Annotated in this window: 20 protein-coding genes and 1 tRNA gene; 14 read left to right on the top strand and 7 right to left on the bottom strand. The window is 72.0% G+C overall.

All coding sequences use genetic code 11. From position 1 onward, the window contains the following. Positions 1–206: 206 nt before the first annotated feature. From CHB94_RS26040 to mnhG, 9 genes are all read left to right on the top strand, one after another. A complete protein-coding gene (locus tag CHB94_RS26040) occupies positions 207–539 on the top strand; it encodes a hypothetical protein (RefSeq protein ID WP_254920430.1) in 333 nt (110 codons plus the stop codon). After that, the gene (locus CHB94_RS05795) at positions 536–1,852 is read left to right on the top strand and encodes an MFS transporter (protein ID WP_176445434.1); all 1,317 of its coding nucleotides are present in this window, start codon (positions 536–538) and stop codon (positions 1,850–1,852) included. Before CHB94_RS26040 ends, CHB94_RS05795 begins: the two co-directional genes overlap by 4 nt. A gap of 79 nt (positions 1,853–1,931) precedes the next feature. Beyond that, positions 1,932–3,752 (top strand): ABC-F family ATP-binding cassette domain-containing protein, encoded by a 1,821-nt coding sequence (locus CHB94_RS05800; protein WP_089335643.1) that lies wholly within the window; start codon positions 1,932–1,934, stop codon positions 3,750–3,752. Positions 3,753–3,858: 106 nt separating this feature from the next. Beyond that, positions 3,859–6,744 carry a Na+/H+ antiporter subunit A gene (locus CHB94_RS05805; protein ID WP_089335644.1) on the top strand — a complete coding sequence of 962 codons (2,886 nt, stop codon included), beginning with the start codon at positions 3,859–3,861 and terminating at the stop codon, positions 6,742–6,744. After that, positions 6,741–7,265, top strand: coding sequence for a Na(+)/H(+) antiporter subunit C (locus tag CHB94_RS05810; protein ID WP_089335645.1), 525 nt, complete (start codon positions 6,741–6,743; stop codon positions 7,263–7,265). Before CHB94_RS05805 ends, CHB94_RS05810 begins: the two co-directional genes overlap by 4 nt. Further along, the gene (locus tag CHB94_RS05815) at positions 7,262–9,022 is read left to right on the top strand and encodes a Na+/H+ antiporter subunit D (protein WP_217899192.1); all 1,761 of its coding nucleotides are present in this window, start codon (positions 7,262–7,264) and stop codon (positions 9,020–9,022) included. The genes CHB94_RS05810 and CHB94_RS05815 overlap by 4 nt, the downstream gene beginning before the upstream one ends. Beyond that, positions 9,019–9,612: a Na+/H+ antiporter subunit E gene (locus CHB94_RS05820; RefSeq protein ID WP_089335646.1), complete on the top strand. Its 594-nt coding sequence runs from the start codon at positions 9,019–9,021 to the stop codon at positions 9,610–9,612. Before CHB94_RS05815 ends, CHB94_RS05820 begins: the two co-directional genes overlap by 4 nt. Then, positions 9,609–9,908 carry an MrpF/PhaF family protein gene (locus CHB94_RS05825; protein WP_254920431.1) on the top strand — a complete coding sequence of 100 codons (300 nt, stop codon included), beginning with the start codon at positions 9,609–9,611 and terminating at the stop codon, positions 9,906–9,908. The genes CHB94_RS05820 and CHB94_RS05825 overlap by 4 nt, the downstream gene beginning before the upstream one ends. After that, the gene (gene mnhG, locus CHB94_RS05830; protein ID WP_089335647.1) at positions 9,905–10,372 is read left to right on the top strand and encodes a monovalent cation/H(+) antiporter subunit G; all 468 of its coding nucleotides are present in this window, start codon (positions 9,905–9,907) and stop codon (positions 10,370–10,372) included. Before CHB94_RS05825 ends, mnhG begins: the two co-directional genes overlap by 4 nt. Positions 10,373–10,437: 65 nt before the next feature. On the opposite strand, the gene CHB94_RS05835 is transcribed toward mnhG, so the two are convergent. Continuing rightward, on the bottom strand, positions 10,438–11,163 hold the full coding sequence (locus tag CHB94_RS05835; protein ID WP_176445435.1) for a VOC family protein: 726 nt from the start codon (positions 11,161–11,163) through the stop codon (positions 10,438–10,440). Between the two features lie 123 nt (positions 11,164–11,286). Beyond that, positions 11,287–13,035, bottom strand: coding sequence for a 2-isopropylmalate synthase (leuA, locus tag CHB94_RS05840; protein ID WP_254920432.1), 1,749 nt, complete (start codon positions 13,033–13,035; stop codon positions 11,287–11,289). Positions 13,036–13,439: 404 nt separating this feature from the next. Between leuA and CHB94_RS05845 the strand changes: the two genes are divergently transcribed. Both CHB94_RS05845 and fdhA read left to right on the top strand, forming a co-directional pair. Continuing rightward, positions 13,440–14,213 carry an MIP/aquaporin family protein gene (locus CHB94_RS05845; RefSeq protein WP_089335649.1) on the top strand — a complete coding sequence of 258 codons (774 nt, stop codon included), beginning with the start codon at positions 13,440–13,442 and terminating at the stop codon, positions 14,211–14,213. A 137-nt stretch (positions 14,214–14,350) separates the two neighbouring features. Beyond that, the gene (gene fdhA / locus CHB94_RS05850) at positions 14,351–15,565 is read left to right on the top strand and encodes a formaldehyde dehydrogenase, glutathione-independent (protein WP_089335650.1); all 1,215 of its coding nucleotides are present in this window, start codon (positions 14,351–14,353) and stop codon (positions 15,563–15,565) included. A 93-nt stretch (positions 15,566–15,658) separates the two neighbouring features. On the opposite strand, the gene CHB94_RS05855 is transcribed toward fdhA, so the two are convergent. Then, entirely contained in the window at positions 15,659–17,251 is a 1,593-nt protein-coding gene (locus CHB94_RS05855) for a phospholipase D family protein (protein ID WP_089335651.1), read from the bottom strand. A 74-nt stretch (positions 17,252–17,325) separates the two neighbouring features. On the opposite strand from CHB94_RS05855, the gene CHB94_RS05860 reads away from it, so the two are divergent. Both CHB94_RS05860 and CHB94_RS05865 read left to right on the top strand, forming a co-directional pair. After that, positions 17,326–18,594 (top strand): aspartate kinase, encoded by a 1,269-nt coding sequence (locus tag CHB94_RS05860; RefSeq protein ID WP_089335652.1) that lies wholly within the window; start codon positions 17,326–17,328, stop codon positions 18,592–18,594. After that, complete coding sequence (locus CHB94_RS05865; protein WP_089335653.1) at positions 18,591–19,649, top strand: aspartate-semialdehyde dehydrogenase; 1,059 nt, start codon at positions 18,591–18,593, stop codon at positions 19,647–19,649. Before CHB94_RS05860 ends, CHB94_RS05865 begins: the two co-directional genes overlap by 4 nt. A gap of 82 nt (positions 19,650–19,731) precedes the next feature. Here CHB94_RS05865 and CHB94_RS05870 read toward each other — a convergent pair whose 3' ends face one another. The 3 genes from CHB94_RS05870 to CHB94_RS05880 all read right to left on the bottom strand — a co-directional run bounded on the left by CHB94_RS05870 (position 19,732) and on the right by CHB94_RS05880 (position 22,699). Continuing rightward, positions 19,732–21,543: a S9 family peptidase gene (locus CHB94_RS05870; RefSeq protein ID WP_089335654.1), complete on the bottom strand. Its 1,812-nt coding sequence runs from the start codon at positions 21,541–21,543 to the stop codon at positions 19,732–19,734. An 85-nt stretch (positions 21,544–21,628) separates the two neighbouring features. Continuing rightward, a tRNA-Pro gene (locus tag CHB94_RS05875) sits at positions 21,629–21,705 on the bottom strand. Positions 21,706–21,721: 16 nt separating this feature from the next. Then, positions 21,722–22,699: a metallophosphoesterase gene (locus CHB94_RS05880; protein ID WP_089335655.1), complete on the bottom strand. Its 978-nt coding sequence runs from the start codon at positions 22,697–22,699 to the stop codon at positions 21,722–21,724. Positions 22,700–22,752: 53 nt separating this feature from the next. On the opposite strand from CHB94_RS05880, the gene CHB94_RS05885 reads away from it, so the two are divergent. Continuing rightward, positions 22,753–23,205, top strand: a complete 453-nt coding sequence (locus tag CHB94_RS05885) for a GatB/YqeY domain-containing protein (RefSeq protein ID WP_089335656.1) — start codon at positions 22,753–22,755, stop codon at positions 23,203–23,205. Positions 23,206–23,265: 60 nt separating this feature from the next. Here CHB94_RS05885 and CHB94_RS05890 read toward each other — a convergent pair whose 3' ends face one another. Then, on the bottom strand, positions 23,266–25,587 hold the full coding sequence (locus CHB94_RS05890) for a penicillin-binding protein (protein WP_089335657.1): 2,322 nt from the start codon (positions 25,585–25,587) through the stop codon (positions 23,266–23,268). Between the last annotated feature and the right edge of the window lie 13 nt (positions 25,588–25,600).

Below are 25,600 nucleotides of genomic sequence, written 5' to 3' on the forward strand. Positions count from 1 at the left end.
CGCGCGCTGTCGCACCGCTGCGCAACCGGCTGCTCGGGCTGCTGCGGCTGAACGGCCCGGCGACGGCCAGCCGGCTCGGCCGGGCGGTCGGTGAGAGCAGCGGCTCGACCAGCTACCACCTGCGCCAGCTCGCGGCCTACGGCTTCGTCGAGGAGGTCGAAGGCCACGGCAACGCGCGGGAGCGGTGGTGGCGAGCCCGCCACCGCATGACCAGCTGGGAGGCCGCGGACGTCATCGCCCAGGAGGGCGGCGCCGAGGTGCAGGACGAGCTGACCCGCCAGGAACTCGCCGGTCACGCTCGGGTCCTCAACGCCTGGCAGAGCCAGAAGGCGGACCTCGATCCCGCCTGGACCGCCGGTGCGTCGCTCAGCGACTACGGACTGCGGCTGCGGCCCGACGAGGCCAGGGCGCTCGCCGCGGAGCTGCACGCGGTGATGATGCGCTGGCTCGACGCCCATCCGGCCGAGGAACCGTCCGAGGGGACCGACCTGGTCGCCGTCCTCATCGACGTGGTCCCCCTGAAGGAGTGGCCCACGTGAGTGGGCCGACGACCGTCCGGGCGGCCACCCGCCGGCTGGTGGGGCTCACCGCGCTGCGGTGGCTGCCCGTAGGGCTCACCACGCCGATCACCGTCCTGCTGGCCCAGGCTCGCGGGCTGTCGCTGGGCGAGATCGGCGTGTTGTTCACCGTCCAGGGCCTGGTGGTGATCGCGCTCGAGCTACCCACCGGCGGGCTGGCCGACGTCCTCGGCCGCCGCCCGGTCGTGGTGCTCGGAGCCGTGTTGCACCTGCTGTCCTGCCTCGCCTTCGCGGCGGCGACCAGCTTTCCGGGCTTCCTGGCCGGCGTCCTCCTCATGGGGATCGGGCGTGCCCTGGACTCCGGCCCCGTCGAGGCCTGGTACGTCGACACCGTCCACCGGATCGACCCGGCCGCAGACGTGGCGCCCGGACTGGCCCGCCACTCCGCCGCGGACGGCGGGGGTCTCGCCGTGGGCGCAGTCATCGGAGGACTGCTGCCCGGGCTCCTCGGCGGTGGCGGCGCAACCGCGCTCGCGGTGCCGTTCCTCGCCGCGGCCGCGCTCGACGTCGTCTTCGTGGGTGCCGTCCTCCGGCTGCTGACCGAGAACCGGCCGCCGCGGCAGGGCAGCATCCGGGCCGCGCTGACCGCCGGTGCCAGGCAGGTGCCGGCCACGGTCGCGGGCGCCGTGCGGCTGTCGGTCAGCGATGGTCCGATGCGCCTGGTCCTCCTGCTCACCGCCGTCGGTGGAGTGGGGCTCGTGGCGTGCGAGCTGCTGGGGCCCCTGCGGTTCACGGAGTTGGCGGGAGGCCGGGACGACGGCGCCGCGGTGTACGGCACGGTGCTGGGCCTGTCCTTCGCCGCGGCGGCGGTGGGCGCAATGATCACGCCCAGGCTCAGGCGGCTGCTCCGCGGCTCCACCCGGCTGACGTGCGCCCTCCTGTCGACGCTGGGTGCGGGAGCCATGGCGGTGCTGGCCGGACCGGACGTCCTCGTCGTCGCGGCGATCGCCTTCGCCGCGTACTACGTCGCCCATGGCTCGTCGTGGCCCCTGTTGAGCGCCGTCCTGCACGGACGGGTCAGCGCGGCGAACCGGGCGACGGTCGTGTCCGCCATGTCACTGGCGATGGCGCTCGGCGGCATCGGCGGCAACCTGTTCATCCCGGTGCTCGCCACCGCGGTGAGCGTGGAGGCGGTGTTCGGCGTCGTGGCGGTCGTCGTCCTGCTGAGCGCGGCCTCCTGCCTGCGGCTCCCACGGGCGACGGTGGCGGAGCCGGTCGAACCCGCCGCCGACTCGCTGGCGACATCTGCTCAGTCGCCACCATCAGTGCCCTGAAGCGGGCGACGACCCGGGATGGCTCGTCCCGAGGCCGGCCGGGTGGGCATCGTGAGGGCTGCGGGGATACTGGGCAGCGATGAGCGCACCCCTGAACCTGGTCAACCTCGAACGGGTGCACAAGGCACACGGCACGACCGTGATCCTCGACGACGTCTCCCTCGGCGTCGCCGCGGGTGAGCGGATCGGTGTCGTCGGGCGCAACGGCGGCGGCAAGAGCACCCTCCTGTCGCTGCTGACCGGAGCCGACGAGCCCGACTCGGGCCGGGTCACCCGCCGCGGCGACCTCGCCATGGGCGTGCTGGACCAGTCCGGCACGCTGCCGGAGGGCACGACGGTCCGCGACGTCGTCCTGCCGCCGTCGATGTTCGCCGCCGAGCACGAGTGGGCCGGCGACCCCGCCGTCCGCTCGGTGCTGACCGGCCTGGAGCTCGACCGGCTGGGCCTGGACGCGCCGGTCGCCCCGATGTCCGGCGGGGAGCGGCGCCGCGTCGCGCTCGCCGCCCAGCTGATCCGGCCGCTGGACCTGCTCGTCCTCGACGAGCCCACCAACCACCTGGACGTCGAGGGCGTGGCCTGGCTGGCCGAGTACGTGCGCGCCCGGGCCGGCGGGCTGGTCGTCGTCACCCACGACCGGTGGTTCCTCGACGAGGTGTGCACGACCACGTGGGAGGTGGCCGACGGCAACGTGCACTCCTACGACGGTGGGTACTCGGCGTACACGCTGGCCCGGGCGGAACGGGCACGGATCTCGGCGGTCACCGAGGAGCGCCGGCTCAACCTGGTTCGCAAGGAGCTGGCCTGGCTGCGCCGTGGCCCGCCGGCCCGCACCAGCAAGCCGAAGTTCCGGATCGAGGCGGCGCAGGCGCTGATCGCCGACGAGCCACCGGCCCGCGACTCCATGGCGCTCAAGGGCTTCGCCGCCCGGCGGCTCGGCAAGAGCGTCTACGACGTCGAGGACGTCGACTACGCCGTCCCCACCGAGGACGGACCGCGCACGCTGTTCAAGGACCTCACCTGGCACGTCGGCCCGGGCGACCGGATCGGCATCGTCGGGGTGAACGGCGCCGGGAAGACGTCGCTGCTCAAGCTGCTGGTGGGGGAGACGCAGCCGGACGCCGGGAAGGTGGCCGTCGGGCAGACGGTGGCGGTGGCCTACCTGTCCCAGCACGTCACCGAGCTGCCGCCGCGTGCCCGGGTGCTGGAGGCGGTGCAGGACGTCGCCCGGGTCGCCCGCATCGGCAACCAGGAGATCTCGGCGTCGTCCCTGGCCGAGCGGTTCGGATTCGCGGCGAACCGGCAGTGGACGCCGGTCGGGGATCTCTCGGGCGGTGAGCGCCGGCGGCTGCAGCTGCTGCGGCTGCTCATGGCCGAGCCCAACGTGCTGGTGCTCGACGAGCCCACCAACGACCTGGACATCGACACCCTGACGGCGCTCGAGGACCTGCTCGACGGCTTTCCCGGGACCGTCCTGGTGGTCAGCCACGACCGGTACTTCGTCGACCGGGTGTGCGACAAGGTCGTCGCGCTGCTCGGTGACGGCTCGCTGGCCGAGCTGCCGGGCGGGGTGGAGGAGTACCTGCGCCGCCGGGCGGCGGGCGGTGCCCCGTTGACGACGGCGGCCGGTGACGGCGGGCCCCGTCCGGTCGGCGCCCCCTCGACGTCGGCGCCGGCGGTGTCGGCGGCCGAGGCGCGGGCGGCGAAGAAGGAGGCCAGCCGGCTGGAGCGCCGCATGCTCAAGCTGGACGCCGACGAGAAGAGGCTGCACGAGCAGCTCGCCGTGGCCGCCGCCGACTACGCGAAGGCGGCCGCACTGGATGCCGAGCTGAAAGCGCTGCACGCCGAGAAGGAACGGGTGGAGAACGACTGGCTGGCGGCCACGGAGATCGCCGAGGGCTGAGTGGGAGAGCCGGGAGGACGGCGGGCAGGTAACCTGAGGTCACCGCCGCCGGTGTCCCCGCGACGTCTGTGGTCGTCCCCGAGCCCTTCATGACTCCCGGAGACCCGTGCTAGCTGTTCTGCTGCTGCACTCGCTGGCCGCCGTGCTGGCGCCCGCCCTCGTGCGGTGGTGGGGCAGGCAGGCGTTCCTCGTCCTCGCGCTGGTCCCCGCGGTCGGCTTCGGCTGGCTGCTCGCCCAGCTGGGCACGGTGACCGGGGGCGGCGAGGTCCTCGAGAGCGTTCCGTGGGTGCCTGCGCTGGACCTCGACATCGCGCTGCGGCTGGACGCGCTCTCGCTCATCTTCGCGCTGATCGTCACCGGCGTCGGCGCGCTGGTGCTGGTGTACTGCGCGCGCTACTTCGAGCCCGATGACGAGGGAACGGGCCGGTTCGCGGGAAACCTGACCGCCTTCGCCGGGTCGATGCTCGGGCTGGTGCTCGCCGACGACCTGCTGATGCTCTACGTGTTCTGGGAGCTCACGACCGTCTTCTCCTACCTGCTCATCGGCGGATCGGGGACGAAGCTGGCCGCGCGGCGGGCGGCCAGTCAGGCGCTGATCCTCACCACGGCCGGCGGGCTGGCGATGCTGGTCGGGCTGATCATGATCGGCGAGACCAGCGGCAGCTACCTGCTGTCGGAGGTGGTCGCCGACCCGGGCGACGGGCCGTTCCTGGTCGCCGGGACGGTGCTCGTGCTGGTCGGGGCGATCACCAAGTCCGCGATGATCCCGTTCCACTTCTGGCTGCCTGCCGCCATGGAGGCACCGACACCGGTCAGCGCCTACCTCCACGCGGCGGCGATGGTGAAGGCCGGCATCTACCTCGTCGCCCGGCTGGCACCCGGCTTCGCCGAGGTTCCGGGCTGGCGGCCGATCGTGCTGGGGCTCGGCGTGGCCACCATGCTCGTGGGTGGTTACCGGGCCCTGCGGCAGAAGGACCTCAAGCTGTTGCTGGCCTTCGGCACCGTCAGCCAACTCGGCTTCCTCATGGTGCTGGTCGGCGGCGGCAGCCGGGAGCTCGCCGCCGCCGGGCTGGTGATGACCCTCGCCCACGCGCTGTTCAAGTCCACCCTGTTCCTCACCGTCGGTGTCATCGACCACGCCACCGGCGTTCGTGACCTCCGCAGGCTCTCCGGGTTGGGGCGCCGGCTGCCGGCCCTCGCGATCATCGGCACACTGGCCGCGGCGTCCATGGCCGGGATCCCGCCTCTCCTGGGGTTCGTCGGCAAGGAGGCGGCGTTCACCGCGCTGTGGGACGGCGGGCTGCCCGACCGCACCGGCGCCGTCGTCGTCCTCACCGGACTGGTTCTCGGGTCGGTGCTCACCGCCGCCTACACCGCCCGGTTCCTGTGGGGCGCGTTCGCGCGGAAGCCGGGCCTGGACCCGATCGAGCCCGCGGAGCTCATCCACCCGCCCCGTGCGCTCTTCCTCGCCGCCCCCGCGGCACTCGCGCTCACCGGCCTGCTCGCGGGGCCGTTCAGCCCGCTGCTGGAGCCGCTGGTCGCCGGCTACGCCGACGACCTGCCGCTGATCGCGCCGGAGGCGGAGAAGCTGGCGCTGTGGCACGGCTGGCAGCCGGCCCTGCTGCTGTCCGCGCTCACCGTGCTCGGCGGTGCCGCCCTGTTCGCCGCCCGGACGGTGGTGTTCCGGACCCAGCGGCGGCTGGCCGTCCGGGCCTCGGCCGACGAGGGCTACTGGAACACGCTGCAGGCCCTCGATCGACTCGCCGTCCTGGTCACGGGGACGACCCAGCGGGGTTCGCTCCCGGCGTATCTCGGCACGATCCTGGTCGTCGTCCTGGCCCTCCCGGGGTCGGTCCTCCTGTTCCGTGCCCCGTGGCCCGGGGAATGGCGGGCCTGGGACAGCCCCGTCCAGGCGCTGGTCGGCGCGGTCGTGCTCATCGCCGCCGTGCTGGCGCTGCGGATCCGGCAGCGGCTGTCCGCCGTCCTGGTCGTGGGCGTCACCGGTTACGGCCTGGCGGTCCTGTTCGCACTGCAGGGCGCCCCGGACCTCGCGCTCACCCAGTTCCTCGTCGAGACGCTGACCCTCGTCGTCTTCGTCCTGGTGCTGCGCAAGCTCCCCAAGGACATCGCCGAGCGGCACAAGCCCCACGAGCGGGCCGCCCGGGGAGTGATCGCCGTCGCGGTCGGGGCGCTGATGGCGGCGGCCGGAGCCGTCGCGATGAGCGTGCGCACCGCCACGCCGGTCTCCGTGGACTACCCGGAGGCGGCCTACGACTTCGGCGGTGGCCAGAACATCGTCAACGTGACGCTGGTCGACATCCGCGCCTGGGACACCCTCGGGGAGATCTCGCTGCTGGTCGTCGCCGCCACCGGCGTCGCCAGCCTGGTGTTCCTGCGCCGGCGGACCGGCTCCGTGGACCGTCTGGACCCCGTGCAGCTGGCGCGGGACGAGCGCACGTCCTGGCGGGCCCCTCGAGGTCAATGGCTGTCCGCCTCGGCCGCCCTCGCCCCGGAACGGCGGTCGGTGATCCTCGAGGTGATCACCCGGATCCTGTTCCACACGATCGTGGTGTTCTCCCTCTTCCTGCTCTTCAGCGGCCACAACGAGCCCGGTGGCGGGTTCGCCGGGGGGCTGGTCGCCGGGCTCGCGCTGGTCCTCCGCTATCTGGCCGGGGGGCGGTACGAGCTGGGTGAGGCGGCACCCGTCGATCCCGGGCTGCTGCTGGGCGTCGGGCTGCTGTTCGCCGGCGGCACCGGCGTGGTCGGCCTCGTGCTGGGCGCCGAGGTCCTGCAGACGGCCATCCTCGAGACCACGCTGCCGGTGCTCGGGGACGTCAAGCTCGTCACGTCGCTGTTCTTCGACATGGGCGTCTACCTGATCGTCGTGGGCCTCGTGCTCGACATCCTCCGCAGCCTGGGAGCCGAGCTCGACCGGCAGGTGGACGAGGACGACCCGATCGACGTGGCCCCCGACGAGGTGATCCTCCGATGACCCCCACCGTCGTCCTGCCGGTGATCATCGGCGGTCTCTACGCCGCCGGGGTGTACCTGCTGCTCGACCGCAGCCTCACCCGGGTTCTCCTGGGCTTCCTGCTGCTGGGCAACGCGACCAACCTGCTGCTGCTCTCCAGCGGCGGCGCGGCGGGGTCGGCCCCGATCCTGGGCTACGGCGACCCCGAGGAGATGAGCGATCCGCTCCCTCAGGCGCTGATCCTCACCGCCATCGTGATCACCTTCGGGATCGCGGCGTTCGTGCTGGCGCTCATCTACCGCTCCTGGCGGTTGGTCCGCCAGGAGGTCGTCGGAGTGGACGAGGAGGACCGCCGGGTCGCCCGCCGGTCGGGCATGGACGCCGACGAGATCGACCCCGACGACCTGGCGCCCGAGGACCGGCCGGCCATGCACGCCGACACCCTGGCCGCCGACGACGACGCCGAGCGCGGCTTGGCGCGGCACTACTCAGGCATCGCCTCCGACGACGTCGACCTGCCGACCCCGCGGAGCAACCCGTGATCAGCGTCCTCACCCCGCTGCCCGTGCTGCTGCCGCTGCTGGGGGCGGCCGCCGCGCTGCTGGTGGGTGGCCGGCATCCGGGGATCCAGCGGACCCTGAGCATCCTCGTGCTCTCTGCGGTGCTGGCTGTCTCGGTCGCACTGCTCCTGCTCGCGGACGCCGACGGGGCGCACGCGGTGTCGGTCGGGGGATGGACGGTGCCACTCGGCATCGTCCTGGTGGTCGACCGGCTGTCGGCGCTGATGCTGGTGGTGGCCGCGACGGTCGCCCTCGGGGTGCTCGTCTTCGCCGTGGGCCAGGGTGCGGCCGACGGCGACGAGGAGACGCCGATCTCGATCTTCCACCCGACGTTCCTCGTGCTCATCGCGGGCGTGGCCAACGCCTTCCTGGCCGGTGACCTGTTCAACCTCTACGTCGGCTTCGAGATCCTGCTGACCGCCAGCTACGTGCTGCTGACCCTCGGTGGCTCGGCGCCCCGCATCCGGGCGGGGATCACCTACATCATCGTGAGCCTGCTCAGCTCGCTGATCTTCCTCGCGGCCATCGGCCTGGTGTACGCCTCGACCGGCACGGTGAACATGGCGCAGCTGGCCGTGCGGCTGGCGGAGCTGCCCGACGGGACCCAGCTGCTGCTGCAGTCCATGCTGCTGATCGCGTTCTCGATCAAGGCCGCCGTCTTCCCGCTGTCCGCGTGGCTGCCCGACAGCTACCCGACCGCCCCGGCGCCGGTCACCGCCGTCTTCGCCGGCCTCCTGACCAAGGTGGGCGTCTACGCGATCATCCGGACGCAGACCCTGCTGTTCCCCGGTGGTGCGCTCGACCAGGTGCTCATGTGGGCGGCGCTGGCGACCATGGTCATCGGCATCCTCGGGGCGGTCGCCCAGACCGACATCCGCCGCATCCTGTCCTTCACCCTGGTGAGTCACATCGGCTACATGGTGTTCGGGATCGCCCTCGCCTCCACTGCCGGGCTGGCCGGGGCGATCTTCTACGTCGTCCACCACATCGCGATCCAGACCACGCTGTTCCTGGTCGCCGGCCTGGTCGAGCGGCAGGGAGGCTCGACCAGCGTCGACCGGCTCGGAGGGTTGGCGAAGGCATCGCCGCTGCTGGCCGTCCTGTACTTCGTGCCGGCCATGAACCTCGCGGGCATCCCGCCGTTCTCCGGCTTCATCGGGAAGCTGGGGCTGCTGGAGGCGGGGGTGGCCGACGGCGGCTCGCTCCCGATCGTGCTGGTCGGCGGCGGCGCCCTCACCAGCCTGCTGACCCTGCTGGCGATCTCCCGCGTCTGGAACCGCGCATTCTGGCGGCCGCCGGCACAGTCGCCGGCGGACGACACCTTCCGCGCCGCGGCGGAGGCCGCCGGGCCCCAGCTCGCACCCGGGCCGATGCCGGGTCCGGCCGACGAGCAGCAACCTGCAAGTGAGAAGCAGCCGGCGGGCGCCGGCACCGCCACCGGTAACGGCAGCGGCAGCCGTGCCGAGGCCCGGCGGGCGGCCTGGGAGCGGCACACCGCCGTGGCCACGGCGACCGCTCCGGTCAGCGACGGGCTGGATGCAGGGGACGGCTCGCGCGAGCGACCGCTGCGACCCCTGCCACAGGTGATGGTGGCGTCCACGGCTGCGATGGTGGTGCTGACCGTCGGCCTGACCGCACTGGCAGGACCGCTCTACGCGGTGGCGGAACGCGGGGCCGAGGACCTCATGGACCGGACCCCGTACATCTCGTCGGTGTTCGGCGGGGAGGACGTGCCGTGACCGTCGAACCCGCGCGCTCCGCGCTCGGGCATCAGCTGCGGCACCAGCTGCCCCTGCTGGTCTGGCTCGTGCTGGTGTGGAACCTGCTGTGGGGCACCTGGTCGTGGGCGAACCTGCTCAGCGGGATCGTCGTCGCGCTCGCCGTGACCCTGCTGCTGCCCCTTCCGCCGGTGGTCGGCGGCACTCACCTGCACCCGGTGGGCCTGGTGGTCTTCCTCGGCTACTTCTTCCTCGACCTGGTGCGGTCGGCCGCCCTCGTGGCGTGGCAGACCATCCGGCCCGGTGGGATCGGGCGCAGCGCGATCATCCGCGTGCAGCTGCGCACCGACTCCGACCTGCTGCTGACCATCGTCGCCGAGTCGCTGACCCTGGTGCCCGGATCGGTGGTCATCGACATGGACCGGGAGCGGCGGACGCTGTCGATCCACGTCCTGCACGTGCGGAACCTGGAGGACGTCGAACGGCGACGGGCGGCGGTCCTCGCCGAGGAGGAGCGGGTGGTCCGGGCGTTCGGCTCAGCGGACGAGATCGCCGCGCTGGCGCACGCGCCCGGGGAAGCGCCTACCGGAACCGGGAGGAGGACGCCGTGACCGCGGTCTACTGGGCTGCCTACGCCATGCTCGGTGGCGGGGCGTTGCTCACCCTGGTCCGGTTGGCCCTGGGACCCTCGCTGCTCGACCGGGTGGTCGCCACCGACGTGCTGCTGGTCATCATCTCGGCGGGACTGGCGGTCTACGCGGCGCTGGCGCGCGACCCGACCGTCGTGCCGGTACTGGTCGTGGTGTCGTTGCTGGCCTTCGTCGGTTCGGTGTCGGTGGCCCGGTACATCGGCGGCATGCTCGTCCACGCGCCGGCCGCCGATGACCGGGGGGAGGAGGGGCGGTGAACGAGATCGCCACGGTGCGGGACGTCGTCGCCATCGTGCTGGTGCTGGCCGGGGCGTTCCTGTGCCTGACGGCCGGGCTGGGCCTGCTGCGCTTCCACGACGTCCTCACCCGGATGCACGCCGGCACCAAGCCCCAGGTGCTGGGCATCCTGCTGATCATGGTCGCCGGGGCCATCCGGCTGCAGGGCTGGTCGGCCATCTGGATGCTGCTGCTGGTGGCGGCCTTCCAGATGCTGACCGCGCCGGTCAGCGCCCACATGATCAGCCGGGTCGCCTACCGGCGCCGGCACGTACGCCGCGACCTGCTGCTGGTCGACGAGATCCGCAGCGGCGAGAGCGTGGACAGGGTGTACCGCGGCGACGAGCCGGCCGACGCCCCACCGGAGCAGCCGGCGGCCTCGCTCCGGGCCAGCCGCCGGGAGGATCAGGCCCCGTCCGGAGGCTCGCCCCGAGCTGGCGAGTAGGAGGACCTCCTCCTCCCCTCGCACGCTCGGGGCGGGACCCGGGGGGCCTGGGACGGGGTCCTTCTTCAGTCGAGCTGACCCAGCCAGAAGCGCAATCCCTGGTCGTCGCGGCAGGGCACCGACAGGCCGAAGGACTGTCGCTCGATCTCACCGGCCTCCCCGCCGGCGGTGCGGACGGCGGCGACGGCGACCTCGATGTCGTCGACGGCGTACATCGGAACGGTGCCCGGCTCGCTGCTGCCTCCGCCGATGCCCACCATGGGCGTCGGACCCTCGACCTGCCAGCCGTCGGGCACCCTGCCCGGGACGGCGGTCCAGCCGAGGACCGCCCCGTAGAAGTCCAGCGCCCGGGCGCCGTCGGGCACGTTCACCGTCAGGTAGACCGTGTCGCCCGGCCGCGGGGCGCTCGTGGCCGGGGCCGCGGGGGACTGCAGCATCCAGCGGTGGCCGTAGGGGTCGACGACCACACCCGTCCGTCCGTACGGGGTGTCGCCGGCGGGGCGCTCGAGGGTGGCCCCGGCCATGACCGCGCGGTCCATCGCCGCGTCGACGTCGCCCACCGAGAGGTGCAGGCTGACGGCCACCCGGCCGTCGTCCGGCCCGGTCAGGCCGAGCTCGGGGTAGGGGTCGGCGAGGTAGACCGTCGCGCCGGCGATCTCCACCTCGGCGTGGCCGATCCGGTCACCGTCCAGGTAGGGGTCGCCGACGGTGTGGGCACCGAAGGCGTCGGCGTACCAGCTGATGGCCGCGCGGGCGTCACGGACGACGAGGTACGGCACGAGTGCGGACACGGCGCTGCTCCCTCTGTGTGGCAGAGGCGGGACGGTACTGCAGCGGCAGGCGATCCAGCCGCTCCCGGAGCGCGGTCCCGGAGCGGGCTGGTCATGCCTGTTCGTCGCCCGGACGCCCTTCTACTACCGCTGAGCCCGGTTCACCGCCGAGACGACCGCGCGCAGGGAGGCGCTCACGATGTTCGGGTCGATGCCGACCCCCCAGAGGACGCGGTCGCCGACGGCGCACTCGACGTACGCGGCGGCCTTCGCGTCGCCACCGGAGGAGAGGGCGTGCTCGGCGTAGTCCAGGACGCGCACGTCGACGTCGAGGCTCGTGAGGGCGTCGACGAACGCGGCGATCGGGCCGTTGCCCCGGCCTTCGAGGGTCACCGGGACGCCGTTGTCGACGAGCTCGACGACCATCTCGTCGACCTGCTCGCCGTCCGCCTGGTGCCGGTGGCCGGCCAGGGAGAAGCGGCCCCACGGAGCGTGCGGATCGGGCAGGTACTCGTTGCTGAAGGCCGCCCACATCTGCGCGGCCGTGACCTCGCCGCCCTCGTCGTCCGTGTGCTGCTGGATGACGCCGCTGAACTCGATCTGCAGCCGGCGGGGGAGGTCCAGCTGATTCTCGGTCTTCATGATGTAGGCGACGCCCCCCTTGCCGGACTGGCTGTTCACCCGGATGACGGCCTCGTAGCTCCGGCCGACGTCCTTGGGGTCGATGGGCAGGTACGGGACCGCCCACGGCATCTGCTCGACGGACTTCCCGGCGGCCTCCGCGTCGGCCGCCAGCACCGTGAAGCCCTTGTTGATCGCGTCCTGGTGGGAGCCGGAGAAGGCGGTGTAGACCAGGTCGCCGCCGTAGGGGTGCCGCTCGTGGACGCCCAGCTGGTTGCAGTACTCGACGGTGCGGCGGATCTCGTCGATGTCAGAGAAGTCGATCTGCGGGTCGATGCCCTGGCTGAACAGGTTGAGGCCGAGGGTGACCAGGTCGACGTTGCCGGTGCGCTCGCCGTTGCCGAACAGGCAGCCCTCGATGCGGTCGGCGCCGGCGCGGTAGCCCAGCTCCGCGGCGGCGACGGCGGTACCGCGGTCGTTGTGCGGGTGCAGGCTGAGGACGACGGCGTCACGACGGGCCAGGTTGCGGTGCATCCACTCGATCTGGTCGGCGTAGACGGTCGGCTCGGCCATCTCCACGGTCGCCGGCAGGTTGAGGATGGTCGGCCGGTCGGGGGTGGGCTCCCAGACGTCGGTGACGGCGTTGCAGACCTCGACGGCGAAGTCGAGCTCGGTGCCGGTGAAGGACTCGGGCGAGTACTCGAAGAGGATGTCGGTGTCGCCCATCTGCTCGGCGAACTTGCGCACGACCTGCGCGCCGTGGACGGCGATGTCGACGATGCCGGCCCGATCGGAGTTGAAGACCACCCGGCGCTGCAGGGTGCTGGTCGAGTTGTAGAGGTGCACGATCGCCTGCCTGGCGCCGCGCAGGGACTCGTAGGTGCGCTCGATCAGTTCGTCGCGGGCCTGGGTCAGCACCTGGATGGTGACGTCGTCGGGCACGAGGTCGTCCTCGATGAGCTGTCGCACGAAGTCGAAGTCGGTCTGGCTGGCGGCCGGGAAGCCGACCTCGATCTCCTTGTAGCCCATGCGGACCAGCAGCTCGAACATCCGTCGCTTGCGGTCGGGCGTCATGGGGTCGATCAGTGCCTGGTTGCCGTCGCGCAGGTCCACGGCGCACCAGCGGGGGGCGACGGTGGTCACCTTCTCCGGCCAGGTGCGGTCGGGCAGGACCACGGGGGAGAAGGGGGCATAGCGGTGGATGGGCATCCGCGAGGGCTGCTGCGGATTGCGTGCATGGGGATGGGCAGGGTGCGGGTGCTCGGCGTTCACGAATGGGCTCCTCTGGCGCGAGCTGGACTCAGCTCCGAATGGGCGGTCAGCAGGCGCCGGGTGCGCGCGAAACCCGCGGCGAGGGGGCCGACCTAGGAGAGGGCCTCGCCGCGGCTGGTAAGCAGGAGGCTGCCGCGCACGACGACCACGGTAGCAGCGGGTCCGGCTCCGACCCAGTTGCCCGCTCGAACGGCAGGGAATTCGGCAGACGCGAGGCGTCTCCGGCTCCCGTTTCGCGCGCATGGCAACGCAGCGGTCCTGCTCCCCTGCGAGGTGACACGTACTGCCTGGACTGACCCGGCCTGCGCACCGCGGACGGATGGGTTGCACACGAGCCGCTTGCCCGCGATGGTGTGACGAGTACCACAGCGGTCTTCGTGCTCGATCGAGTCCGGGAAGGCGTCATGACTGGGTCCCTCGCGCGCCGATGTGGCGCCGAACTCGTCGGCACGGCACTGCTGATCGTGTTCGGCCCGGGCGCGGTCGTGGCAGCCCTCACCGTGGGGGACGGCACCCTGGACTACGCCGGCCTGGGCATGATCGCGTTGTCCTTCGGGCTGGTGGTCGCGTTGGTCATCTACGCCTTCGGCAGCACCTCGGGAGCACACATCAATCCCGCGGTGACGCTGGCGTTGGCCACCACCGGCCGCTTCCCCTGGCGTGATGTCGGCCCGTACGTGCTCGCCCAGCTCGCGGGCTCGGTCCTGGGTGGCCTGCTCGTCGTCGGCGCCTTCGGAACGGGCGCGGTCGACCTCGGGAACGTCGGTGGGGTCGCCTTCGGCGACGGTGTCGGCTATCCCCAGGCCATCCTCGCCGAGGCGCTGGGGACCTTCCTCCTCATGATCACGATCATGGCCCTCGCGGTGGACCGTCGGGCGCCGGTGGGTTGGTCGGGTTGGCTGATCGGCTTGTCGGTCACCGGGCTCGTCCTGGTCTTCGGGCCGCTCACCGGCGCCGCCGTCAACCCGGCCCGCGCCTTCGGGCCCAACGCGACGGCCGCCCTCTTCGGTGGCGACGTGGACTGGACCCAGTACCCGGCCTACGTGATCGGTCCGCTCCTCGGGGCGCTCGCCGCCTCGCTCGTCTACGACGTCCTGGCCCGGCCCGGTGATGCCGAGCCGGGTCCGGGGCCGGATGTGCAGGGCACCCAGGGCGAGGTCACCGGCTCGCGGACCTGACGTCGCAGAACGCGTCATCAGCCACAGGCGGAATTCGACACGGGCCAGGAGGTGACGCGCGCAGCAGTCCCCTGAGGGCGCTGGACGGTCGCCACGGGCGGCAACAGGAGATACGGCTCACTGGAGGGAAAAGGCACATGGCAGGCAACAAGGGCGTCGCCTACATCGGACCAGGCAAGGTCGAGGTCCAGGACATCCCCTATCCGAAGCTGGAACTGCAGGACGGCCCGGGGGTCAACCCGGCCAACATCGGGCGCAAGACCGAGCACGGCGTCATCCTCAAGGTCGTCACCAGCAACATCTGCGGCAGCGACCAGCACATGGTGCGTGGCCGTACGACCGCTCCGGAGAACCTCGTCCTGGGCCACGAGATCACCGGTGAGGTGATCGAGTGCGGACGCGACGTCGAGTTCATCAAGGTCGGTGACGTGTGCTCGGTGCCGTTCAACATCGCCTGCGGACGGTGCCGGAACTGCAAGGAGGGCAAGACCGGCATCTGCCTCAACGTCAACCCCGCCCGGCCGGGTGCTGCCTACGGGTACGTGGACATGGGCGGCTGGGTCGGTGGTCAGGCGGAGTACGTGATGGTGCCCTACGCCGACTGGAACCTGCTCAAGTTCCCCGACCGCGACCAGGCGATGGAGAAGATCCGGGACCTGACCATGCTGTCGGACATCTTCCCGACCGGTTTCCACGGCTGCGTCACGGCGGGGGTCAAGCCGGGCTCGACCGTCTACATCGCGGGCGCCGGGCCGGTCGGCATCGCCGCCGCGGTCGGAGCGCAGCTGCTCGGCGCGGCCGTCGTCATCGTCGCCGACCTGGTCGAGTCCCGGCTGGCCCAGGCCCGCAGCTTCGGCTGCGAGACCGTGGACATCTCCAAGGGTGACCCCAAGGACCAGATCGAGCAGATCCTCGGCGTACCGGAGGTGGACTGCGGCGTCGACGCCGTCGGCTTCGAGGCGCGCGGACACGGTGAGGGATCGGGCAAGGAGGCTCCGGCCACGGTCCTCAACTCGCTGATGGAGATCACCGCGGCCGGCGGCGCGGTCGGCATCCCGGGGCTCTACGTCACCGGCGACCCCGGCGGGATCGACGAGGCGGCCAAGGTCGGGGCGCTGTCGCTGAGCCTGGGCACCGGCTGGGCCAAGTCGCTGTCCTTCACCACCGGGCAGTGCCCGGTGATGAAGTACAACCGGGGCCTGATGATGGCGATCCTGCACGACAAGGTGCAGATCGCGAAGGCGGTCAACGCCACGGTCATCCCGCTCGACCAGGCCCCCCAGGGCTACGCGGACTTCGACAGCGGAGCGGCGAAGAAGTACGTCCTCGACCCGCACGGCATGGTCGCCTGAATTCCGGTCGGGGCGGCGGCACGCGATCCGGCCGCCGCCCCGACCGACGCGCCGGCGCAGCGGGAACAGGCGGTGCCGCTATGGAGGTGCCGGTCAGAACTTTCTCCCGAGCCGCATGCGCAGCGGGCGGCCGTCGGGGTCGTCGAGCAGCCGGTAGACCGGCGTCGCCCACAGCCGGGTGAACAGCGGCAGCCGTTCGGCGCGGTGCTCGCGCAGCCGGCCGGGCGGGCGAGTCCCCTTCCGGCCGCCCTCGTGCCACGCGTCCAGCGCCGCCGCCCGCTCGTTCAGGACGTCGACGAAGCGGGCCGTGTCGAGCACCTCGTCGTCCTCGCTGCCGTCCGCGGCGAGGTCCAGGTGCTCGCGGGCCAGGGCCAACCGCAGGTCGCGGGCGAAGGTCCGGGCCCCGTCCCCGTTCCCGCCCGGGTCCCGCGGCTCCCGCGGATCACGTGTGGTGTCCAGGACCGTGCTGGAGAGCTCGCTGTCATGGGTCCACGAGCGACGGTTGAAGTTGTCGCTGCCCACGCTGGCCCAGGTGTCGTCGACGACGCAGACCTTCGCGTGGACGTAGACCGGCGTGCCGGCGTGGTTCTCCACGTCGAACACGTGCACCCGTCCCTCGCCGGCCTTCCGGCACATCTCGATCGCCTGCCAGCGGCCGACGTACTGCGGCCGTTCGGCGAAGGCGCCGTCCTGGTCGGGGACCCGGGGGACGACGACCACCAGATGCAGCTCCGGGTGGTCGGAGAGCGCCTCGGCGAACAGCTGGGCGACCTCGGCCGACCACATGTACTGGTCCTCGAGATAGATCAGCCGCCGCGCTCGCTTGATCGCCTTGGTGTAGCCGCGGGCCACCGATCGCTCACCGTCGGGCGCGAAGTTGTACGGCGGGCGGATCGCCGGATACGTCCGCAGGTTCTGCACGAAGTGCGGGCCGCACTCCGGTGGCGGCGGCAGCTGCGGTGGCAGCGGATCGGCATGCAGCCGCGCGTGGTGCAGCTTGTCGTGGATCCAGGCGAGGGGGTGGTCCTCGTCGGGGCTGTTGGGGTCGTCCCACCGCTCCCGGAAGACGGTGTCGAGCACGTGCACGGCCGGACCGCGGATCTGCAGCTGCACGTCGTGCCACGGCGGGTTCTTCCCGTAGGCGGCGGCCATGGGCAGCGGCTGCGGGTCGCCGCCGTGGTCGGCGTCGTCGCGCCGGCCGTAGCAGAGGTCGATCCCGCCGACGAACGCGATGTCCCGGGACGGGTCCTCGTCGTGCCGCAGCACCACCAGCTTCTGGTGATGGCTGCCCATCCGCCGGATCCGCTGGTCGAGGATCACCTCCCCGCCGCCGTGCTCGATCTCACGGTCCAGTGACCGGTTGGATTCCTTGTTCAGCGACAGCCGCGACATGTGCGACCGCCAGACCAGGCCCCGGACGCAGACGCCACGCTTCACCGCCTCGGTGAACAGCTCGGCGACGGTCGGCCCCTCGTCACGCAGGAGCTCGTCCGGATCGCCGCGCCAGTCGGTGAAGAACAGCTGGTCGCCGGCATTCAGCGACCGGACCTCCTCGACGAGCCGGTCGAAGTAGGTGCTGCCGTGCAGCAGCGGCTCGGCGAGGTTGCCGGCTGTCCAGCCGGGCAGCGTGGTGGCGGGGTTGCCGCGCTCCTCGGCGCGGAGCAGCCACTGCTCCGGTGAGTCCATCCCATGATCACAACGCGCGTGTGACGGGGACGCAACCACCGGTCGCCCGGTGGACGTCGGTAGCCTGTGAACCCGTGGCCCTCGTCGTCCAGAAGTACGGCGGTTCCTCCGTCGCCTCCGCAGCGCACATGAAGCGTGTCGCCGAGCGGATCGTCAGCGCGAAGAAGAACGGCGACGACGTCGTCGTGGTCGTCTCCGCGATGGGCGACAGCACCGACGAACTGCTCGACCTGGCCGGTCAGATCACCGCCGACCCGCCCGGCCGCGAGCTCGACATGCTGCTCACCGCCGGCGAGCGCATCTCCATGGCCCTGCTGGCCATCGCCATCTCCACGCACGGCTACGAGGCGCGGTCCTTCACCGGCTCCCAGGCCGGCGTCATCACCACGGGCAGCCATGGCAGGGCCCGCATCATCGACGTCACGCCCGGCCGGCTGCGCTCGGCGCTCGACGAGGGCTCGATCGTGATCGTCGCGGGTTTCCAGGGCGTCAGCCAGGACACCAAGGACATCACCACGCTCGGCCGCGGCGGTTCCGACACGACCGCCGTCGCCGTGGCCGCAGCCCTGAGCGCCGACGTCTGCGAGATCTACACCGACGTGGACGGCGTCTTCACCGCCGACCCGCGGATCGTCCCCAACGCCAAGCGGCTGGACACCGTCACCTACGAGGAGATGCTCGAGCTGGCGGCCTCCGGGGCCAAGGTGCTCATGCTGCGGTGCGTCGAGTACGCCCGCCGCGAGGGAATTCCCGTGCACGTCCGCAGTTCGTACTCACAGCTTCCCGGCACGATCGTGGCCGGCTCGATGGAGGACCTCCCGGTGGAACAGGCGATCATCACGGGCGTCGCGCACGACCGCTCCGAAGGCAAGATCACCGTCTACGGGGTGCCCGATCGGCCCGGGGAGGCGGCCCAGCTCTTCCGGGTCCTCGCCGACGCCGAGATCAACATCGACATGATCGTGCAGAACGTGTCGGCCGAGGCGAGCAAGCTCGCCGACATCTCCTTCACGCTGCCCAAGAGCGACGGCCCCGCCGCCCTGGCGGCACTGGAGAAGGTCAAGCACACCGTCGGCTACACCGACGTCCGCTTCGACCAGCACATCGGCAAGGTGTCGCTGGTCGGCGCCGGCATGCGCTCCCACCCCGGCGTCTCGGCCAAGTTCTTCGGTGCCCTGGCCGACGCCGGCGTCAACCTCGAGCTGATCAGCACCTCGGAGATCCGCATCTCGGTGGTGTGCCGCGACACCGAGGTCGACGTCGCCGTCCGCGCGGTGCACGACGCCTTCGACCTCGGCTCGCACGAGTCCGAGGCCGTCGTCTACGGAGGGACCGGACGATGACCACCTTCTCCGCCAGCGGCCTGCGGGTCGGCATCGTCGGCGCGACCGGCCAGGTCGGCGCCGTCATGCGCGAGATCCTCGCCGAGCGGGACTTCCCGCTCAGCGAGCTGCGGTTCTTCGCCTCCGCCCGATCGGCCGGCAGCACCCTGCCGTGGGCCGGCGGCGAGATCACCGTCGAGGACGCCGCGACCGCCGACCCGACCGGGCTGGACATCGCGATCTTCTCCGCGGGTGCGACCACCTCGAAGGCCCAGGCGCCGCGGTTCGCCGAGGCCGGTGTGACGGTCATCGACAACAGCTCGGCCTGGCGCCGCGACCCCGACGTCCCGTTGGTCGTCAGCGAGGTCAACCCGCACGCCCTCGCCGACATCCGCAAGGGCATCATCGCCAACCCGAACTGCACGACCATGGCCGCGATGCCGGTCCTGGCCCCCCTGCACGCCGAGGCCCAGCTGACCAGGATCGTCGCCAGCACCTACCAGGCGGTCTCCGGCAGCGGCGTCGCCGGCGTCGAGGAGCTGGACCTGCAGGTGAAGGCCGTCGTCGACAAGGCCGCGGAACTCACCCACGACGGATCGGCGGTGGCGTTCCCGGAACCGGTCAAGTACGTGCGGCCCATCGCCTACAACGTGCTGCCGATGGCCGGGTCCCTGGTCGACGACGGCACGTTCGAGACCGACGAGGAGCAGAAGCTCCGCAACGAGAGCCGCAAGATCCTCGGCATCCCGGACCTGCGGGTCTCGGGCACCTGCGTCCGGGTTCCGGTCTTCACCGGGCACTCGTTGTCGCTCAACGTGGAGTTCTCCCGGCCGCTGACCGTCGAACGGGCCACCGAGCTGCTCTCGGCCGCGCCCGGCGTCGAGCTCACCACCGTGCCGACCCCGCTGCAGGCGGCCGGCAAGGACCCGAGCTTCGTCGGCCGCATCCGGCAGGACCCGGGCGTCGACGGCGACCGCGGCCTCGCGCTGTTCGTCAGCAACGACAACCTCCGCAAGGGCGCGGCGCTCAACACCGTCCAGATCGCCGAGCTGATTGCATCGTCACGCTCCGCGTGACACCGCATCCAGTAGAAGGGCCTCGTCCCTCCCCACCCTTCGCGAGCTCAGGGCGGGGAGGGACGAGGCCGTTCCAGCCCGCTCAGGGCTTCACGTGTCGTAAGGCGAAGGCGAGCGCGACCTCGACCTGGCGGATGGTCTCCTCGATGACCAGGGAGCCGTGGCCGGCGTCGAACCGGTACACCTCGTGGTCCTTGCCCAGCTTCTCCAGCTGCTCCAGGTAGTTGTCGATCTGCCGGATCGGGCAGCGCGGGTCGTTGGCGCCCGCGACCACCAGCACGGGTGCGGCGACCGCGTCGACGTAGGTGATGGGCGAGGAGCGCACGTACACGTCGTGCACCTCTTCCGGTGAGCCGCCGAACAGCGCGCGGTCGTAGGCGCGCAGGCCCTCCATCTCGTCCTCGTAGGCGGCCAGGTAGTCGGCGACCGGCACCTCGGCGATGCCCGCCGTCCAGCGCTCCGGCTGCGTCCCGAGCCCGAGCAGGGTGAGGAACCCGCCCCAGGAGCCACCCGTCAGGAGCACCCGCTCCCGGTCGAGGAAACCCTCGGCCAGCAGTGCGTCGTACACGGCAGCGATGTCCTCGAGCTCGGTCAGGCCCGGCCGCCCGGTGAGCGCGTCGCGCCAAGCGCTGCCGTAGCCGCTGGAGCCGCGGTAGTTCACGTGCACGACCGCGTAGCCGGCGTCCACGTAGGCCGCCCGGCGGGCGCGGTAGGAGTCGTCGTCGGCGGACTCCGGCCCGCCGTGGACGAGGAACGCCGTCGCGTACGGAGCCGGCCCGTCCGGGCGGACCACCAGGGCGTGCACGTCGCCACCGGGACCGGCCACCCAGCGGTCCTCCACCGGGTAGGCGGCGGGCGGCTCCTCGTCCGCGACCGACAGCACCACGGGGCCGTCGGCCCGGCGGATCACCGGTGGCAGCTGCGACGACGACCAGGCCAGCTCGACGGTGCCGTCGGGCCGGGCGGTCGCGCCGCGGACGACGCCGGGCGGGGTGTCCAGCTTCTCCAGGGCGCCGGTCGCCAGGTCGTAGCGGTAGATCTCGCTGCGGGCAGCGTGGTCGTGTCCGACCAGCAGGGCCGAGCCGTCGGGGTAGAAGCCGGCGGTCACGTCGCCGGGCAGGTCCAGCACGATCTCGGTCTCGGTGTCGGCCTCGACGTCCCAGATCAGCAGCTCCTCGCGGCCGCGCCGCTCGTGGCTCACCAGCAGCCGCCGATCGTCGGGCAGCGGCCCGAACTCCAGGGCGTGCAGGCCCAGGCCCTCGCCGTCCCACTTCTCCGCGACGACGGCCGGGGCGTCCTCGGTCGTGTCGGCGGTCCGCAGCACCCGCAGGGCGGGGTAACGCGGATCGCCGGGCTCGGAGTGGGAGATGACCAGGAGCTGGTCGTCCTGGGTGAGCGCATCCACCGATGCGGGATCGGTGTGCCGGTAGATCACCCGCGGCGTCCCGCCGTGGGGGGCCAGCCACAGCTCGCTGCCGTCGTCGGTGGACCGGCCGATGGCCACCAGCGTGCGCCCGACCTCCAGGCCGGCCGGGTAGGCCGGACCGACCTCCGGGACGGCGACCGCATCGGGGCCGCCGGGGAACGGCTGGGTCATCCAGATGCCGAACTCGTCGCCGTCGGTGTCCGCGAACCACCAGATCGTCTCGCCGTCGGGGCTGAGGGTGCCGATCAGCGTGCCGTTGGGCCGGTCGGTCACCTGGCGGTGGACGTCGGTCTCCCGGTCCCAGGCGTACTGCTCCACCACGCCGCTGACGTCGGAGGCGTAGAGGTTCCGGTGCGGGGCGTCCTGCGCCCAGTCGGGCAGCGACACCCGCGGCGCCCGGAAGCGGGCCTGCCAGCGGGCGGTGACCTCGGGGGAGAGAGCGGGGGAAGCGGTCGGCTCGGCAGTCACCGGACCATCTTCCCCCGGCCGGAGCGGCGCACCGTCCGCGGCCCGGGAACGACTCAGGGGCCGCCGGTGGCGGCCCCTGAGCTGGTGGTCGGGGTGACAGGATTTGAACCTGCGGCCTCGTCGTCCCGAACGACGCGCGCTACCAAGCTGCGCCACACCCCGAGGTCCGCCGACGAGTCTAGCGCCCGGTTTCTGTCGGCCCCTCTGCAGGGTCCCGCTGCGAGCGTGCGAGCGGTGGGCGGCAGAGGGGTCCTCTCTCGGTGAACGTGAGCAGGGTCGCCTCGGGCGGACACGCGAAGCGCGCCGGCGCGTACGGGCTGGTCCCCAGACCCGCCGACACGTGCAGCCAGGTACCGCTCGGGTGGGCCGGCGTCGGCTCGGCCCAGCGGTGCAGCCAGCGCGCGCGGTCCCGGTCGATGCCGCAGTTGGTCACCAGTGCCCCGTAGAACGGCACCCGCAGCTGGCCGCCGTGCGTGTGCCCGCAGAGGAGCACGTCGTAGTCGTCGGCGGCGAACCGGTCGAGCACCCGCGGCTCGGGGGAGTGGGCCAGGCCGATCCGTACGTCGGCGGTCGGGTCGGCCGGGCCTGCGACGTCGTCGTAGCGGTCCCGCTCGAGGTGGGAGTCGTCGACGCCGGCGAAGACGATCCGCCGTCCGCCCACGGTCAGCTCGCCGGTGGCGTTGGTCAGGTCCAGCCAGCCGCGGGCCAGCATCCCGTCGCGGAGATCCCGCCAGGGCAGCTCCGTGCCGTGGACCCGCTTGTGGTTCGGCCGGAAGTACTTCAGCGGGTTCTTCGGCCGGGGTGCGTAGTAGTCGTTGCTGGCGAGCACGAAGGCGCCCGGGCGGTCCATCAGGGGGTCCAGTGCGGCGAGCGTCGCGGGGACGGCGTCGAAGCCGGCCAGGTTGTCGCCGGTGTTGATCACCAGGTCCGGCTCGAGGTCGGCCAGCCCGGCGACCCACTCCTGCTTGGAGCGCTGACCGGCGGTCATGTGCAGGTCGGAGATCTGCAGCACCGTCAGCGGGGCGGAGCCGGGGGCGAGCACCGGCACGTCGAAGCGGCGCAGCGTCCACCGGGTGCGTTCGTAGAGGCTCGCGTAGGCCGTCACCGCCGCACCGGAGGCGACGGTGGCTGCGGGGAGGGCGGTGTACCAGCGCACGGGCGCAGAGCCTACGTGCGCGATCCCGGGAGGCGCCGTGCCAGGCTGGAGAGGTGCCCGAGCTGAAGAACCGCCTGCGCGAGGACCTGACCACCGCCATGAAGAACCGGGACGAGCTGCGGACGGCGACCCTTCGCATGGTGCTCGCCGCCGTCAGCGCCGAGGAGGTGTCGGGGCGGGAGGCCCGCGAGCTCTCCGACGACGAGGTCATGGGTGTGCTGCGCCGGGAGGCGAAGAAGCGCCGGGAGGCCGCCGAGGCGTTCGCCGGGGCCGGGCGGGCGGAGCAGGCTGAGCGGGAGGAGGCCGAGGGCGGGGTGCTCGCCGGCTACCTGCCGGCCCAGCTCGAGGACGCCGATCTCGCCGCGCTGGTCGCCGACGTCGTCACCCGCACCGGGGCGTCGGGCATGAAGGACATGGGGAAGGTCATGGGCGCGGTGCAGGGTGCCGTCGCCGGCCGGGCAGAGGGCGGCCGGGTCGCCGCGGAGGTGCGCCGCCAGCTCGGCTGATACGGCCTCGTCCAGGGGCTCACCGCAAGCGTGCGAGCGGTGAGGAGGACGAGGTCCTTCTCAGTCGGGGTCGCGCTCCGGATCGCCCGGGCCGTTGCCGGGTTCGCCCGCGGCCGCAGGTTCAGCCGGCTCCTCGGTCGTCTCCGGCTCGGCCGGCGTCTCCGCGGCAGCCGACCCGTTGCTGACCTGGATGGTGACCAGGTCGTCGACGTTCGCCCGGGTACCCGCGGCCGGGCTCGTGCCCAGGAACGCGCCGTCCGGCTGGTCGCTGTCGACCTGCCGGACGCTGGACCGGAACCCGGCGTCCTCGAGGGCGGCCTCGCACGCGCTCACCGAGGAGCAGCTGGGCACGGTCCGCATGTCGCCGTTCGCCACGGTCGGGTCCTCCGGCGGGAACGGCGTCACCGGCTGGCCGGTGAGGATCGGTGCCATGGCGTCGTGCCAGATGGTCGCGCCCTTGCCGCCACCGAAGCCGCCGACGCTCTTGTCGGCCGCCGAGTTGAACACGAGGACGCTGGCCGCGTACTGCGGCGTGTAGCCGACGAACGTCACCGAGGCGTTGTTGTTGATCGTCCCGGTCTTGCCGGCGATCTCGTGGCCCGGTACGTAGGCGCGCGATGCGGTCTGGCCGCTGTAGCCAGGCTCGACATCCTTGCGCAGCATCTGGTTGAGCGTGTTCGCGACGCCGGCCGGGACGGCCTCGGGCGTGCAGCTGTTGCCGGCGTACACCGGCTTGCCCTCGTCGTTCTTCACGGGGGCGCCGTTGCGATCCAGGATCCCGGTGATCGGCGTGGGATCGCACTGGGTGCCGCTGGCGGCCAGCGTGGAGAACGCGCTGGCGAGATCCAGCGGACTCACCGCGTCGGTGCCGAACGTGAACGAGCCACGGTTCTCGGCGATGATCGTGTCAGCCGGGTACTGGTTCGGGGCGTCGAAGTGCATGCCCATGCGCTGGGCCATGCGCACCGGCCCCTCGACGCTGCCGAGCTTGTCCTCCAGAGCGAGGAAGTACGTGTTCGAGGACATGTAGAGAGCCTTCTCCATGTCCAGCGTGTTCGGGTAGTTGCTGCCGACGTTCGGGACGTCGTAGGGGCCGGCGCCGTCCTTGTAGACCCGGGACACGTAGGGGTTCGCGGTGGTCAGCGTGTAGTGCTTCGAGTACCCCTGCTCCAGCGCCGCGGCGGCGGTGAACACCTTGAACGTCGATCCCGAGCCGCGGCTGGGGACGACGTTGAGGTTGACCGACTCGCACTCGGGCGCGTCGCAGCCGTAGCGGCGGTTGTTGGCCATCGCCAGCACGTGCCCCGTCCCGGGCTCGACCGCCGTGTAGGTGCCGACCAGCTCGTCACCCATGGCGAGCGTGTTGAGCACGGCCTGCTCGCCGGCCGCCTGCATGTCCGGCCGCAGCGTCGTCTGGATGGTGAGGCCACCGTCGGCGATCTCGCGCGGGTCCAGTCCCAGCGTGCCCGTGAGGTACTGCAGCACGTATGCGCAGAAGAACCCCCCGGTCGTCGCGTCGATGCAGCCGTTGGGCGGGTCCTGTCCCTGGGCCACCGCGACCGGCTGCGCCGAGATCTCGGTGAACTCCTGCTCGGTGATGTGCTTCAGGTCGTACATCCGCTGCAGCACCTGGTTGCGCCGCACCTGGGCGTTCTCGGGGTTGGTGATCGGGTCGTCGTTGGCCGGGCTCTGCACGAGGCCCGCGAGCATCGCCGCCTGAGGGAGGGTGAGGTCCGCGGCGTTCACGCTGAAGTACTTCTGCGCGGCGGCCTGGATGCCGTAGGCACCCTGCCCGAAGTACACGGCGTTCAGGTACCGGGTGAGGATCTCGTCCTTGGAGTAGGTCTCCTCCAGAGCCATCGCCAGCCGCGCCTCGCGGAGCTTGCGCCCCACGCTCTGCTCGGTGGCCGCCTGCCGGTCCTCCGGGGTGGTCGCCGTCTGCAGCAGCGTCTGCTTGACCAGCTGCTGGGTCAGCGTCGAGCCGCCCTCCTGGACCGAGCCCGCCGCCACGTTCGTGACGAGCGCGCGCATGGTGCCCTGGACGTCCAGGCCGTTGTGGTCGTAGAAGCGGGAGTCCTCGATGTCGACCAGCGCCTGCTTCATCACCGGCGCGATCTGGTCCGCCGTCACCGGCGTGCGGTTGTTGTCGTAGACGTAGGTGATCAGCGAGCCGTCCGCGGCCAGCACCTTGGTGTTGCCGGCCGGGGTCCGGTCGGTCAGCTCGACCGGCAGGGCGTCCAGCAGCGTCGCGGAGTTCCGTGCCACCAGCCCCGTGCCCCCGACCCAGGGGAACAGGAAACCGGCCATGAGCGCACCGGCGACGACGATCGTCGCGGCGAGCTTGGCGAGGGTGTGGGACCGAGACTGCGCGTTCTCCGACATCGGCGTCGAGGGT

Source organism: Blastococcus mobilis, assembly GCF_900188025.1.
Lineage (GTDB): Bacteria > Actinomycetota > Actinomycetes > Mycobacteriales > Geodermatophilaceae > Blastococcus_B > Blastococcus_B mobilis.